Raw genomic sequence first — 15,192 nt, forward strand, 5'->3', positions numbered from 1 at the left:
GATGAGCGACTGGCTGACAGCGATGGACGACGACACGCAGGCATCCGTGCTGGTGACGGTCGCTTTGGTGGAAGGTTCCGGACCGCGCGAGGCGGGCGCGAAGATGCGCGTCAGTCTCGATGGCCAAGTCGATACCATCGGTGGCGGCCATCTGGAATTGCGCGCCGTGGAAATCGCCAAGACCATGCTGGCCACGGGGAACACCCATGCGCGGCTCGATCGTTTCGCGCTGGGCCCCAGTCTCGGGCAATGCTGCGGTGGTGTCGTCCACCTGGCTTTCGAGTATGTCAATGCCAGCCTGCATGCGTTGCTGGCCGCCTTACGCGAACGCCGCCAGCAAGACAGCTGGCGTTTGACGGCGCTCGACGGTGAACCCGCCTCGGCCTTGTTCGATGCTGCTGGTAGCTTGATCGCTGGCACTGGCGAACAGGCACCCGACACGTTTTCGCGCGAACGCAGTACCCATGTCGCTCAGGATGGCAAGGGGCGGCGCTGGCTGGTTGACCCCTGCCTGGCGCCGCGCGCCCACCTGACCTTGTTTGGCGCCGGCCACGTGGGTGCCGCCATCGTGCGCGCGCTGGCCCACTTGCCCTGCAATATCACCTGGGTCGATGAGCGCGAAGACATGTTTCCCGCGCAGATACCTGATAATGTCCGCATCGCCGCCACCGATACGCCCGAGGAATTTGTCGCCATGGCGCCGCCCGGCGGCAGTTTTCTCGTCATGACGCATAGCCATGCGCTCGATCAACGCTTGACGCAAGCCATCATGGAGCGCGAGGATGCGGGCTGGTTCGGGCTGATTGGTTCGCACACGAAACGCAAGCAATTCGAACACCGCCTGCAGGCGCGCGGCGTGCCGGACGAGCGCATCGCCGCCATGGTGTGTCCGATCGGCATGCCTGGCATCCGCAACAAGGCGCCGGCCGTGATCGCCGCCTCCGTTGCCTGTCAATTACTGATGGTGTGGGAAGAGGCGGCCGCTGCCGCCCTGGCCGCACCGCTGCGGCTGGCCTCTGCCAGCGCGCCACTGCGGCGCCCAGCACGCGCCGCCATTCACCCGTTATAGAAAGAAGTCATGCCGATTGTTCCTGCCACATTGCAAGCTTACCGAGCCAGCTTGCTGCACTTCCACGCCGATCCCGCCTTCAGCGAGGAGGCGCATGCCTGGCATGCGGATGGCTTGCTGATCGTGGCCGATGGCAAGGTCGTGGCAGCCGGCGATTACGCGCAACTGCAGGCGACCTTGCCGCACGGCACGCAGATCGTCGATTACCGCGGCAAGCTGATCGTGCCCGGTTTCATTGATACCCACCTGCACTTCCCGCAGACGGAAATGATCGCCTCGCCCGCGCCGGGCTTGCTGCCATGGCTGGAAACGTACACTTTTCCCACCGAGCGCGCGTTTGAGAATCCCGAGCATGCGCGCAACGTGGCCGAATTTTTCCTCGACGAACTGCTGCGCTGCGGCACCACCACGGCGATGGTATATGGCAGCGTGCATCCGCAATCGGTCGATGCCTTCTTTGGCGCCAGCGAGGCGCGCGGCTTGCGCATGGTGGCGGGCAAGGTCATGATGGACCGCAATTGCCCCGAGTTCCTGCGCGATACGGCCGAGTCAGGCGCGCGCGAAAGCGAAGAGCTGATCCGGCGCTGGCACAAGCAAGGCCGTTCGCTGTACGCGATCACGCCGCGTTTCGTGCCGACCTCGACGAATGAACAGATGCATCTGGCGGGCGAGCTGGCGCGCGCCTATCCGGATACGTATCTGCAGACGCACGTGTCGGAAAACGAAGATGAATGCCGCTGGGTGCGCGCACTGCACCCGCAGGCGCGCAGCTACCTCGACGTGTATGACCAGTACGGCATGCTGCGCCCGCGCGCCATGTTCGGCCATTGCATCTGGCTCGACGAGCGCGACCGCGCGCGCATGGCGGAAACGTCCTCGGCCGCCGCCATTTGTCCTACGTCCAACCTGTTCCTCGGTAGCGGCCTGTTCGATTTCGAGCGGGCCGATGCGGCGAAAGTGCTGCTGTCGCTGGCCACCGATGTGGGCGGCGGCACCTCGTTCTCGATGTTGCAAACAATGAACGAAGCCTATAAAGTAGCACGCTTGAAAGGCAGCTATCTGCCCGCCTTGCGCATGTTTTACCTGGCGACCCTGGGCGCGGCGCGCGCCATGCAACTGGAAGGCACCCTGGGCAATTTCACGGCTGGCACGGAAGCGGACTTCATCGTGCTCGACAAGCAATCGACGCCGCTGCTCGAGCGCCGCACGGCCGGCTGTCAAAGCCTGGAGGAATTGCTGTTTGCCTTTGCGCTGCTGGGCGATGACCGTGCCGTGGCCGCCACCTATTCGGGCGGGCAATGCGTGCATGTGCGGGGGCAGGGCTGACCTACCCGTTGTTCAACACGAATTATCCTGAGCGAGAACGCGAATGCACAAGAAACTCACTGGCCTGGCGCTTGGCGCCGCGCTGGCATTGACCGGAACGGCGCAGGCCGCCCCGTCTTCCAACGAAGCGGCCACCGCGCGTCATTTTGCCGCCCTGGTCTCGGGCACCCAGCCGAAGACAGCCGAGCTGAGCCTGTTCTTTTCCATGATGCCCAAGGGCGGTGATCTGCATCATCATTACTCGGGCGCCATTTACGCCGAGCAATTCCTTGACTGGGTCGACAAGGAAAACTATTGCGTCAACAAGACGACCTATCGCATCGAAAGCAACAAGGACGTCGTGGCAGCCGAGCGCGCCAAGCCGGCCGCGCAGCGTGGCTGCCTGTCGTCCACGGAAGTATTTGCCGACGCGGGCCTGTATGCGGAATTGCTGCAGCGCTGGTCGACCAAGGATTTCTATAACCACGGCGCCATCCAGACGCCGCCGGACCGCACCTTTTTTGATACCTTCGGCTACTTCGGTCCCGTGGCATCGAGCAACACGGCCGATGGCCTGAAAACCCTGAAGCAGCGCGCCATCGCGGAAAACCTCAGCTACATCGAGACGATTTTCGAGCTGTCGCCATTCGTGCAAAACGCGCAGTTCGACCAGCAGGTGCTGGCGCCGGGCTTGCAGCCGGCAGCGTTGCAAGCCGTGCTGGCCAAGTGGACGCAGAATCTGGAGCAGGATACTGGCTTCCAGAAAAGCATCACCGCCTACAATGACAACGTCAACGCCAGCAGCACCGGCATCGACGATGCGAACTTCACCATGCGTTACCAGGCATATGTGCTGCGCTTCCTGTCGCCATCGCAAGTGTTTTCCTCGATGGTGGCCGCGTTCAAGGCAGCGAGCCTGAATCCGCTGCTGGTCGGCGTGAACATCGTGGGCCAGGAAAGCGTGAACGTATCCATGCGCGACTACAGCCTGCACATGGAAATGTTCAAGTTCCTCAAGGCAAAGTATCCGAACGTCAAGATCGCCCTGCATGCCGGCGAGTTGGCGCTGGGCATGGTGCCGCCGGAAGGCATGGCCTTCCATATCGCCGAAGCCGTCGATGTGGCGGGCGCCGACCGTATCGGCCACGGCATGGATATCGCGTACGAAAACAATGCGCTGGCAACCATGCAGAAGATGCGCGAGCGGGGCATCCCCGTGGAAGTGAATCTGACCAGCAATGATTACATACTCGGTATCAAGGGCCAGGCCCATCCGATCACTCTGTACCGCAAATATGGCGTGCCGTTCGTGATCTCGACCGATGATGCGGGCGTCTCGCGCAATACCTTGTCGAATGAATACGTGCTGTTTGCCAGCCAGTACAAGACCGATTATGCGGAAATCAAAAAGCTGTCGTACAACAGCCTGCGCTATTCCTTCCTGGCGGAAGCGGACAAGCAGCGTTTGCTGAAAGCGCTCGATGCCCGTTTCACCCGTTTTGAAGCGCAAATTGCCGCAGCCGACAAGGCAGGCAAGGGTGGAAAACCGTAAGTTGCGCGACGTTCAGAACTGATACTCTCAAATGGCCGGATCTTCCGGCCATTTTTTATTCCTCATCTTAAATGTCGCGCTGTTATTTTGTTAATTTTGTGGCGGCCATGCGACACAATTAACAGTAGATACACGACTTTATCTGATTTCATGGATGAATCAATTTCAAGTACATATTGCTCATTTATAATCACGCGCCATAAGCCCGGACGCTGTCAGCACGATATCAATCCAGCTAGTTACCCCATGCTATTTATATTTTAAATATATAAATATATAAAAAAAATCGTATTTGTCATCCATTTTTTGATGATGCATAGTGAGATGAAGATGATATTAAAAAGTCACAATTCATCTGGGCGATATCGTATGAAGATGGGTATTTGCAGTAAATAAAGGTGAGATGCAGAGTGAAACAAACAGTCGCACAGCTAAATGACGACATTCTTCTGTATTTTGCCGCCGTGTCACAGTCTTGAAATATTTAACAATTACACTCGCGGCTTGCCATGTTAGCCGGGTAAGCATGTGGGATGAATGACACAGGTGCTAGCGCCCTGGGTCGTACGGATCGGATGTGGTTTTTTCCGCCGTTATTGTCTGGATATGAATAGTTGTGATGTGTGGAGCGGCGTTTTGTGATGGTCTTGTCAGGACCGCAGCCAGTCCCGCCGGCGTAACAGTTGCAGCATCGTAAAGAGGAAATGTTGTGTTTGTGTTGCTGTGCGGCGCAGCCGGACGGTGGGGCAATCCAGGATTTTCAAAAAATAATAGTCTTTTCTGGGGTTAAAGATGATCAATCACAAGCGACTTCGGCTGACGCAAATCGCGTTAAGCCTGTCTATTGCACTGGCGGCGGCACCATCGTTCGCACAGAACACTACGTCTTCCATTGGCGGCCGTATCTCGGCCACTGACGGCAAGCCGGCAGCTGGTGCCACCGTTACCATTGTGCACACCGAGTCGGGTTCCGTCAGCAATGTAACGACCGATGCGGAAGGCCGTTACGTCGCGCGCGGCCTGCGTGCCGGCGGTCCATACACCATCACCATCACCAAGAATGGTGAAGTGGAAAAACGCGAAGGCGTGTACGTGCAATTGGCTGAAACGGCCAATGTGGACGCCACCCTGGGCGCACAGATGCAAACCGTGAACGTCACGGGCACGGGCGCACGCGCACAGATCTTTAACCGCAGCAATATGGGCGCCGGCACCAACATTGGTGCCAATGAGCTGGCCATGCAAGCGTCGATCCAGCGCAATCTGCAAGATTACGCCCGTTCCGATCCGCGTGTTTCGCAAACGGACAAAGAGCGCGGCGAATTGTCCGTTGCCGGTCAAAACTCGCGCTATAACTCGATGACCATCGATGGCGTGGCCGTGAACGACACCTTCGGCCTGGAATCGAACGGCAGCCCGACGGCCAAGCAGCCGATCTCGATCGATGCGATCCAGTCCGTGCAAGTGAACGTCGCCAACTACGACGTGACGCAAAAAGGCTACACGGGCGCCAACATCAACGCCGTGACCAAGTCCGGTACCAATGATGTCAAGGGCAGTGTCTATTACGTGTTCCGTAATGACAGTATGGCGGGTGACCGTTACGACAACGTCAAAGACAGCTATTACGCACCAGCACCATTCCGCGAAACGACCAAGGGCATTTCCGTTGGCGGCCCGCTGATCCAAGACAAGCTGTTCTTCTTTGCAAACAAAGAAAAGCTGGAAAGTACCCGCACGGCACCAAACTTTGGTCCGCTGGGCAGCTCGATGACGAACGTCGGCGTTACCGAATCCGCTATTGCGGGTTTACAGACGATTGCCAAAGAAAAGTACAACTTGCCAGTCGGCACCACCACCGTGCCTGCCGGTACGAAGTTGACGGTTGATGATGTCTTGCTGAAACTGGACTGGAACATCAACGACAACCATCGCGCGATGGTTCGCTATTCCAAAACCGATCAGTCCGAGCCGATGTTTACCGGCGTAACGTCAAGCGGTATCGCCTTGAACTCGGCTTGGCGTTCGCAGGAAAAGTCGATCGAAACCATCGTCGGCCAGTGGTTTGCCGACTGGACGCCAAATTTCTCGACGGAATTCAAAGTATCGTCGCGCGACTATGAAAGTCTGCCGAAGAACAATTCCACCCTGCCAACCATGTCGCTCAAGTTTACGGGTGCCTTGCCGGCGGGATCGCCTGCAGGCGTGTCGACCAACGACCGTTTCCTGAACTTCGGTACCGATCAGTCGTATCAGTTTAACGTCTTGCGCACCAAGACCAAGGATGCCTACCTGGGCGCGAACTGGGCCCTGGGCGATCATGAAGTCAAGTTCGGCGGCGACTTCAGCAAGAACGATGTCTACAATGCGTTCCTGCAGAACATCAATGGCAACTACACCTTCGGCTGTATCAATAATGTCGGATACTCGTTTGTCAAACCAAACGCGGACGGCAGCACTACTTTCAATTGCAACAGTTCAGCCGCTCTTCAGGAACAAGCCGTACTGGAAAATTTCCGTACCGGACGCCCGAGCTCTTACCAGGTGCAAGTACCATTGGCAGGCGGTTCCTTGGAAAACGCCATTGCTGATTTCAGCCTGAAAAACTATGGCTTCTTCGCCCAAGACGTATGGACCGTCAACAAACAGTTGACCGTGCAGTATGGCGTGCGTGTCGACAAGGCCGCCATCAGCGACCGCCCGCTGTATAACGCTGCCGCGGCGGCACCTATGGTTGCTGGCAACCCGCAGACCGGCAAGGTACAAAGCGGTGGTTTTGGTCTGAACAATACGCAAACCATCGATGGACAGACACTGTGGCAGCCACGCGTGGGCTTCAACTACAAGTTCGACAGTGCCCGTCCAACCCAATTGCGCGGTGGTTTCGGCCTGTTCCAGGGCGCGGCGGCCACGGTATGGATGTCGAACCCGTTCGCTAATCCTGGCGTGGCAACCCGTATCGTTGGTTGCGGCACCAGTGGCTTCAAGGCTTGCCCATCGGTAGGTGGCTTGTTCAATCCTGATCCGAACGCTCAGCCGACGAACTTCGCTGATGCCGCACCTGCAGCCAACGTCGACTTCCTGTCGCCTAACCTGCGCCAGCCATCGATCTGGAAGGGCAACCTGGCGTTCGAACATGAGCTGCCATGGATGGGTCTGGTTTTCGGCGCGGAATATCTGCGTACGCAAAACAAGGATGCCATTTACTACGAGCATCTGAACCTGGGTGCAGCGACGCGTACCGGTACCGATGGCCGTGAGCTGTATTACTCGAATACTGCCTACAATACGAATTGCTGGACTTCAACCGGTGGCTTGTCGTCGACCAATGCGGGTTGCTCGGGTTCCTTCGCCAAGGCACTCAAGAACCCTGCGTTCAACAACGTCATGGTTGCGCAGAAAACGGATAAAGGTGCAGGCAATCTGGTGACCCTGTCGGTCAGCCAGCCGATGACCAAAGGCTTTGGCTGGTCGGTTGCCTACACCTATACAGATGCAACGGAAGTGTCGCCGCTGACCTCGTCGGTATCGACGTCGAACTTCAACGCCCGTTCGATTTTCAATCCGAATGAAAACGTCGCCGCCAATTCCGGCTACCTGGTGAAAGACCGCTTCAATGCTGTGTTGAACTTCCAGAAGCGCTTCTTCGACAACTACAAAACCAGCTTCGGCCTGTTCTATGAAGGTCGCAAGGGTAAGCCATACAGCTGGACCTACAGCAATGACTTGAACGGTGACGGCGTCAGCGGCAACGACTTGATGTACATCCCATCGAAACCAGGTTCGGGCGAAGTGGTATTCCGTGGCGATACGGCAACCAACCACGCTAACGAAGACCGTTTCTGGTCCTTGGTCAATGCCAATGGCGACCTGCGCAGTTCGAAAGGCGGCGTGGTGAAGCGTAACGACAGCTTCTCGCCTTGGACCAACAGCTTCGACATGCGTGTCAGCCAGGAAGTCCCAGGCTTCTTCAAAGGCAACAAAGGCGTGTTCACGATGGACTTCTTCAACGTGGGCAACATGATCAACCGCAAGTGGGGCCGTATCAATGAAATGGCTTTCCGCTCGGCTGGTGGTCAAACCCGCAGCTTTGTTGATTTTGCCGGCCTCGATGCTCAAGGCCGTTATATCTACCAAGTGCGTGACAAGGTAGAGGACTACACCGTGCGTCAACAAAAGGGTGAATCCCAATGGGCGATCCAGGCTACGGTCAAGTACGAGTTCTAATCTCGGCGTCTGACTGAAGTTGCAAACGGCTGGTGGCGACACCGGCCGTTTTTTCGTTTTATGTTGTGCTTTCTTGTCATACTCTGATGGGCTTGCGGCGCACGGCGTCCCCCCGGATGAGATAGTCTTTTTGAATACTGATAACCATGTGGGGACCATGAAACATCATCTGACACCACTCGCCGCCGCAGCGGCCCTGACCTTGCTGCTGGCCGCCTGTGCCGCACCTACCGCGCCTTCCGCGAAGTCCGTCGATATCAACCTGGTCGCCCTGAACGATTTTCACGGCAATCTCGACCGCAGCAAATTCACCTATACGAGTGCCGTCGATACTGAGCGCAAGACGGTGCAGGCCGGCGGCATCGATACCTTGTCCGGCGCCCTGACGGCGTGGCGGCGAGAAGATGCGCAGCTGATTTTCGTCGGCAATGGCGACCTGGTCGGCGCCAGCCCCGCCATGTCGGCGCTGTGGGCGGACGAACCGAGCATCGTCGCCATGAACATGCTGGGCATGAAGGCCAGTTCCGTCGGTAACCACGAATTTGACCAGGGCAAGGCGGAATTGCTGCGCCAGCAGCGCGGCGGCTGCGAGTCGTCGCGCGCCGACAAGGCCTGCAAGTTCACGCCCGACTTCAAGGGCGCCAGCTACACCTATATGGCGGCGAATGTGATCGACACGCAAACGGGCAAGTCCCTGCTGCCGGCCTACCGCATCGAAGAGGCGCATGGCGTCAAGGTGGGCTTGATCGGCGCCGTGCTGAAAGATACGCCGTCCGTGGTAACGGCCGCCGGCATTGCCGGCCTGCAGTTCGGCGATGAAGCAGGCGCGATCAACGCCACCTTGCCGCAGCTGCGTGCGCAGGGCGTGGGCGTGTTCGTCGTGCTGCTGCACCAGGGCGGCGAGACGAGCGAAGCCGTCGACCAGCCCGATTGCAGCCACCTGAAGGGCGAAGTGGTCGACGTGGTGAAACGCCTCGACCCGGCGATCCAGCTGGTCATCAGCGGTCATTCGCACCAGGGCTATCTGTGCCGTGTCGATGGCCGGCTGGTGACGCAGGCGCAGATGGGCGGGCATATGCTCACGCGCATCAAGCTCAAGGTCGATCCCGTCAAAAATGCACTGATCGATGCCAGCGCGCAAAACGTCGTCATGCTGCCAGGCATGTATGAGCCGGACCCGGCCGTGGCAGCCTACCTGGCATCGGTCAAGCAGCGCAGTGCGGCCGAGTTGTCGCGTCCCGTGGCCGCCATCGCCGTACCGAACGTGGGCCGCAGCACCAAGGGCGGCGGCGCTTCCCCGCTGGGCGACCTGGTGGCCGACAGCACCCTGTTCGGCGCACGCGCTGCCGGTGCGCAAATCGGCCTGATGAACAACGGTGGCATCCGCAAGGACCTGGAAGCGGGCGCCGATCTGATGACGAACGTGGGTCAGAACCAGGCTGTGGTCCCGTTCGGCAATACCTTGATCGTCGTCAGCCTGTCCGGCGCGCAAATCCGCACCTTGCTCGAGCAGCAATGGCCGGGCGAAGAGGCAGGCGAGGGCAATCTGCTGCAAGTATCCGAAGGTTTTAGCTACCGCTGGGACAGCACGCAGCCGCAAGGCCAGCGTGTGCTGCCGGGCAGCATCATGCTCAATGGCATTCCTCTTGAGGACAATCAACAATACCGTGTCGCCGCCAACAGTTTCCTTGCCGGCGGCGGCGACCGCTTCACTGTGCTGGCGGCCGGCACGCGCCGGCTGGACACGGGCGTGCGCGACATCGACGCCTTCAGCAATTACCTGACCGCCCGCGCGCGCGCCGGCAAGCCCGCTGGCAGTGCCACGGCGGCCGGCCGCATCGTGCGCGTCAAATAATCTTTACCAGGAAAAACCATGCGTCGTTTATTTGTTTCTGTCGTTATTTCCAGTCTGTTCGCGGGCACGGCCCACGCGGACTTCACCATTCCCGGCTTTGAGCTCGTGCACACGTCGCCCGTAGAAACCACGTTGACGAATCCCGACCTGCGCGAGCCCGTCGCCGTGTGGACCGAATTGTTCGATTCGGCAAAAAAAGAGATCGTCATCGCCCAGTTCTACGCCGTCAGCAAACCGGGCACGGCCTTTGAAAAGGTGTTGGCCAGCCTGACGGCCGCCGGTCAGCGCGGTATAAAAATCCGCTTCCTGCTGGACCAGAAGGGCGTGGGCTTGTCGGAAGCGGCCACCATCGCCCAGATCAAGGCGATTCCGAACCTGGACTTGCGCCTGATCGACTTCGATAAAATCACGGGCAACGGCATCGTGCACGCGAAATACCTGGCCGTCGATGGCCAGGTGGCGTACATCGGCAGTCAGAATTTCGACTGGCGCTCATTCGAGCACATCCATGAAACGGGCTTGAGAATCACGGAGCCCGCCATGGTGAGCCAGGTGCAGGCCATCTTCGAACAGGATTGGCAAGCCCAGGCATTGACGTCGCAAGGCAGCCGCGCCACGGTGCTCAACAGCAAGGTGGTGCCCGCCAACTACGCACAAAACGCTTTCCTGCTGGCCAGCCCGAACGCCTACAACCCGGCTGGCGTGGGCGACTCGGAAACGGGCTTGCCCGCCTTGCTGGCGCAAGCGCAAAGCGAAGTGCGCATCCAGCTGCTCGATTACGCACCGCTGTCCTACGGCCCGAACCGCACGCGGCCGTACTACGCCGTGATCGACAACGCCGTGCGCGCGGCCGCGCAGCGCGGCGTGAAGATCAAGCTGATGGTGTCAAGCTGGAATACGGAAGCGCCGGCCATCGCCTACCTGAAAAGTCTGGCCCTGGTGCCGAACGTGGACATCCGCATCGTGACGATTCCTGCGGCCTCGATCGGTTTCATCCCGTTCGCACGCGTGATCCACAGCAAGACCATGACCATCGACGGCAAGCTGGCCTGGGTCGGCACGAGCAACTGGGCGGGCGGCTATTTCGACTTGTCGCGCAACCTGGAAGTGGTGTTGCGCAACGACGCCATGGCGCAACGCATCGCCGCGCTGCATGAGCAGACGTGGAGCTCGGCGTATGCGCAGCCGATCGACATCAACAAGCAGTATCCGAAGCCGGCCAAGGCCACGCCGCAAGGCAAGGAGTAATGGTGAACATGCAAAAACTGTTGAGTGTGCTGGCGCTGGGCGCCGCTTTTGCTTCCGGTAATGTGCTGGCCTGGGGCAACGACGGCCACCGCGCCGTGGGCGCCATCGCCGATCAATTGCTCAAGGGTAGCGCTGCCCAGGCGCAAGTGGCCAAGTTGCTGTTGCCTGGCGAAAGCCTGGAAAAGATCGCCAACTGGCCCGATTGCGTGAAAGGCACGTATTGCGGTCCGCAATCGCCGGAAATGCTGACCTATGTAGCGGCCAATCCCAAGCATGGCGAATACCATTACACGAACGTGCCGTTCCAGAACGCGCACTACCACGACCATGGCGTGGGCACGGCCGACGACGATATCGTGCAGACGCTCAAGCAGGCGATCCTGGTATTGCAAGGCAAGGATGATGCGGCCAGCAATCCGCACGGCTTCAGCCAGCGCGAAGCCCTGATCCTGATCACGCATCTGGTGGGCGATATCCACCAGCCTTTGCATGTGGGTAATGCTTTTGTTGGCAAGGATGGCCAGTTTTTCGCGCCCGCCACGCAGGCGCAGATCGATGACGTCACCGTTTTCAATGCGCGTGGGGGCAATGACTTGCTGCTCGACGATGCGAAGATGACGGCGCTGTCGGACGCCGTGATTCCCGCGCCGCTGCCGGCCGACGATGGCGCGGCCAAGCCGGCAAGCAGCTATCCGAAGTCGCCCACCAAGCCCTTGCATTCCTACTGGGACACGACCGTGGTCGATTACGCCATGCGCCGCCTGAGCACGCGCACGCCGCAGCAGTTCGCGCGCACCGTGATTGCCAGCGCGCCACAAGTGAGCAGCAACACCGGCGATCCCGCCACCTGGCCGTATCAATGGGCCGATGCCTCGCTGGCGGCGTCGAAGATTGCTTTCACGGATGTGGTGGCTGGCCCGGCCACGCAGCAGACCAGCCGCAAGGGCGAGGTCTACAACGTCTGGCGCTTGACGGTGCCGGACAATTATCCCGTGCCCAGCTCGGCGCTGGCCAAGCAGCAGCTGATCGAGAGCGGCTATCACCTGGCGGCCGTGCTGCAGGCGATCTGGCCGCAGTAAAGACGTCATTCGAAAGCGGCCTGCGGGCCGCTTTTTTCATGCCAGGGTGATGGCGATTCCCATCTCGCGGTAGGGCGCGACCAGGGCGTCTGCCACGTCGCGGTGCACGATGATATCGTTGACCTGACTCAAGGGTGCAATTTGAAACGGCGAAGTCGTATTGAACTTTTCCGGCGAGGCCAGCACGACGGTGCGGGCAGACGCGTCGCTCAGGGCACGCTTCACGCACGCTTCTTCATAATCCCCGGTGGTGATACCCGCTTGCGGATGCAGGCTGGACACGCCCATGAAATACAGGTCGGCGCGGATGCGGCCGATGGCTTCCACGGTGGCCGCGCCGACGCCCACGATCGAGTGCTTGTACAGGCGCCCGCCCAGCATCAGCACCTCAATCGATGGATGATTCACCAGTTCGACGGCAACCGAGGGACTGTGCGTGACGATGGTGGCGCGCAAGTCGCGTGGCAGCTGGCGCGCCAGTTGCACGGCGGTCGTGCCGCCATCGAGAAATACCACTTGTCCCGTTTGTATCATGGCGCCCGCCGCGCGGCCGATGGCGGGCTTGGCTTCCGGTGAAATCTGTTCGCGGGCCGCAAACGGCGCCAGCGCGGGCGAACTTGGCAGCAAGGGCAGGGCGCCGCCGTGCACGCGCTCCAATAGCCCTTCTTTCGCCAGCTCGCGCAGGTCACGCCGTATTGTGTCTTCCGACAAGCCCAGGCTATCGCTGACGGCCTTGGCGACGATCTGACCTTCGCGCTGGAGCAAGTCCAGCAGGTATTGTTTGCGTTGATGTGTGAGCATGGTTTTTCTTGTATTTTCTTGATATTGCACGAGTTTGCATGATAAAGTCGATCCGTGCAAGCACAAGGAGACACTATGCGCGAAGAAAATAGCAAGCAGCAACGGGTCCGCATCCAAGGCGTGCAAACCCTGTCGCACGACTGGTATCTGCTGCAAAAGACCACGTTCGACTATCTGCGCCACGATGGCCAGTGGCAGACGCAGACGCGGGAAACCTATGACCGCGGCGACGGGGCCACCATCCTGCTTTACAACAAAGTCAAGCGCACGGTGATCCTGATCCGCCAGTTCCGCTTTCCCACCTACCGCGAAGGCCACGATGGTTTCCTGATCGAATCAGCGGCCGGCTTGCTGGAGGAGGCTAGCGCGGAGCAGCGCATCCGCGCCGAGGTGGAAGAGGAAACCGGTTACCGGGTGGGGCAGGTGCACAAGATATTCCAGGCCTTCATGAGTCCCGGCTCCGTGACGGAGCGCCTGCATTTCTTTGTCGCCGAATACGATCCCGCCAGCCGCATCGGTGATGGCGGCGGCCTGGCGCACGAAGGCGAGGATATCGAAGTGCTGGAACTGCCCTTGGCGCAAGCGATGCGGATGGTGGCAGATGGCCGCATTTGCGACGGCAAGACCATCATGCTGCTGCAGCATGCGCAGCTACAACTGATGCCGGTCAAAAAAGGCATGCAGATCCTCGTTGCAGGCCCGTATCGCTCCGGCACGGGCGACGATCCCGCCCTGATGGCGGCGAATGTGGCGGCCATGGAAGCCGTCTGCCTGCCCCTGTATGCCAAGGGCCACATGCCCGTGCTCGGTGAATGGCTGGCCTTGCCCATGCTGGCGCTGGCCGGCTCAAGCCGGGTGGGTGACGCCGTGTATGAGCAGCTGTTCCACGCGCATGCGACGCGCTTATTGAGCCATTGCGATGCCGTGCTGCGCATTGGCGGGGCGTCCCAGGGCGCCGACCAGATGGTGGCGGTGGCACGCAGCCTTGGACTGGCCGTGTTTTTCTCGCTGGACGAGATTACCCAGGCATAAAAAAAGCGAAGCCCGCAGGCTTCGCTTTTCGTTGACGCAGGCTGAAACTTAGCGCGATTTCACGAACGGGATACCAATTGCTTTTGGTGCGATGGATTTCGCCATCAAGCCCGCCAGCACGATCACGGTGACGACGTACGGCACCATCTGGATCAAGGAGCCCGGGATGCGGCCAACGACCGGCAAGTCCACGCCTTCGATCTGGATCTGGATGGCGGCGAAGAAGCCGAACATCAGGCAGCCGAGGAAGGTGTAGACGGGACGCCAGTTGCCGAACACCATGGCCGTCAGGGCCAGATAGCCGGCGCCGGCCGACATGTCGCGCAGGAAGAAGCCGCTTTGCACGATGGCAAGATACGCACCCGAGAACGAGCACAGGATGCCGGCCACCAGCATGGCCAGGTAGCGCGTCGCTTCCACGCTCACGCCGGCCGAGTCGGCAGCATGCGGGTTTTCGCCGCAGGCGCGCAGGCGCAGGCCGAAGCGCGTGTGGTACAGCAGCCAGTGCACAAGCGGGATCAGCAGGAACGCCACGTAGACGAGGATGGAATGGCCGCCGATCAAATGGGCGTAGACCCAGCCGATGAACGGGATGTGCTCTACGTATTGCGTGCCCGGCAAGACGACGTCGAACAGACGCGCCGAACCGAGGTCGGGCGTGCGGCCGCCTTGCTGGAAGAAGAACTGCGCCAGCACGAACGTCAGTCCGCTCATGGCGATGTTGATCGCCATGCCGGCCACCAGCTGGTTGCCCTTTTGCGTGATGCTGACGTAGGCCTGCAGCAGGGCCAGGGCGACGCAGACGAGCATGCCGGCAGCCATGCCGTAATACGGGTTTTGCGTCGTGTAGGCCACGGCGGCGGAAGCGAAGGCGCTGGCCAGGATCTTGCCTTCCAGGCCGATGTCGATCATGCCGCTGCGTTCGGCAAACAGGCCGGCCATGGCGGCAAAGATCAGGACGGGCGCATTGCGCACGGTCGATACCAGGATGCTGGCGAATTGAAAGTCGTCGAGTGTCATGGTG

The 15,192-nt window shown here is 59.9% G+C and carries 9 protein-coding genes and 1 pseudogene; 8 read left to right on the forward strand and 2 right to left on the reverse strand.

The annotated features are described in order from the left end of the window. Nucleotide 1: 1 nt before the first annotated feature. The 7 genes from xdhC to OPV09_RS06335 all read left to right on the forward strand — a co-directional run bounded on the left by xdhC (nt 2) and on the right by OPV09_RS06335 (nt 12,335). On the forward strand, nt 2–1,069 hold the full coding sequence (gene xdhC / locus OPV09_RS06305) for a xanthine dehydrogenase accessory protein XdhC (RefSeq protein ID WP_338680898.1): 1,068 nt from the start codon (nt 2–4) through the stop codon (nt 1,067–1,069). 9 nt (nt 1,070–1,078) lie between these two features. Continuing rightward, the gene (gene guaD, locus OPV09_RS06310) at nt 1,079–2,395 is read left to right on the forward strand and encodes a guanine deaminase (RefSeq protein ID WP_338680899.1); all 1,317 of its coding nucleotides are present in this window, start codon (nt 1,079–1,081) and stop codon (nt 2,393–2,395) included. 43 nt (nt 2,396–2,438) lie between these two features. Beyond that, on the forward strand, nt 2,439–3,926 hold the full coding sequence (locus OPV09_RS06315; protein WP_338680900.1) for an adenosine deaminase: 1,488 nt from the start codon (nt 2,439–2,441) through the stop codon (nt 3,924–3,926). A gap of 792 nt (nt 3,927–4,718) precedes the next feature. After that, nucleotides 4,719–8,153 carry a TonB-dependent receptor gene (locus tag OPV09_RS06320; RefSeq protein WP_070303432.1) on the forward strand — a complete coding sequence of 1,145 codons (3,435 nt, stop codon included), beginning with the start codon at nt 4,719–4,721 and terminating at the stop codon, nt 8,151–8,153. A 157-nt stretch (nt 8,154–8,310) separates the two neighbouring features. Then, nucleotides 8,311–10,008, forward strand: coding sequence for a bifunctional metallophosphatase/5'-nucleotidase (locus OPV09_RS06325; protein ID WP_338680901.1), 1,698 nt, complete (start codon nt 8,311–8,313; stop codon nt 10,006–10,008). Nucleotides 10,009–10,026: 18 nt separating this feature from the next. Further along, nucleotides 10,027–11,256, forward strand: a complete 1,230-nt coding sequence (locus tag OPV09_RS06330; RefSeq protein WP_338680902.1) for a phospholipase D-like domain-containing protein — start codon at nt 10,027–10,029, stop codon at nt 11,254–11,256. A gap of 8 nt (nt 11,257–11,264) precedes the next feature. Beyond that, nucleotides 11,265–12,335 carry a S1/P1 nuclease gene (locus OPV09_RS06335; RefSeq protein ID WP_338680903.1) on the forward strand — a complete coding sequence of 357 codons (1,071 nt, stop codon included), beginning with the start codon at nt 11,265–11,267 and terminating at the stop codon, nt 12,333–12,335. A gap of 36 nt (nt 12,336–12,371) precedes the next feature. Here OPV09_RS06335 and OPV09_RS06340 read toward each other — a convergent pair whose 3' ends face one another. Beyond that, the gene (locus OPV09_RS06340; protein WP_319992310.1) at nt 12,372–13,136 is read right to left on the reverse strand and encodes a DeoR/GlpR family DNA-binding transcription regulator; all 765 of its coding nucleotides are present in this window, start codon (nt 13,134–13,136) and stop codon (nt 12,372–12,374) included. Nucleotides 13,137–13,211: 75 nt separating this feature from the next. On the opposite strand from OPV09_RS06340, the pseudogene OPV09_RS06345 reads away from it, so the two are divergent. After that, nucleotides 13,212–13,796 (forward strand): annotated as a pseudogene (locus OPV09_RS06345) (NUDIX domain-containing protein); the annotation flags it as partial. 420 nt (nt 13,797–14,216) lie between these two features. Here the strand turns inward: OPV09_RS06345 and OPV09_RS06350 are convergent. After that, complete coding sequence (locus OPV09_RS06350) at nt 14,217–15,188, reverse strand: ABC transporter permease (RefSeq protein WP_034754516.1); 972 nt, start codon at nt 15,186–15,188, stop codon at nt 14,217–14,219. Nucleotides 15,189–15,192 lie beyond the last annotated feature (4 nt).

This window comes from Janthinobacterium sp. TB1-E2 (genome assembly GCF_036885605.1).
Classification (GTDB): domain Bacteria; phylum Pseudomonadota; class Gammaproteobacteria; order Burkholderiales; family Burkholderiaceae_D; genus Janthinobacterium; species Janthinobacterium aestuarii.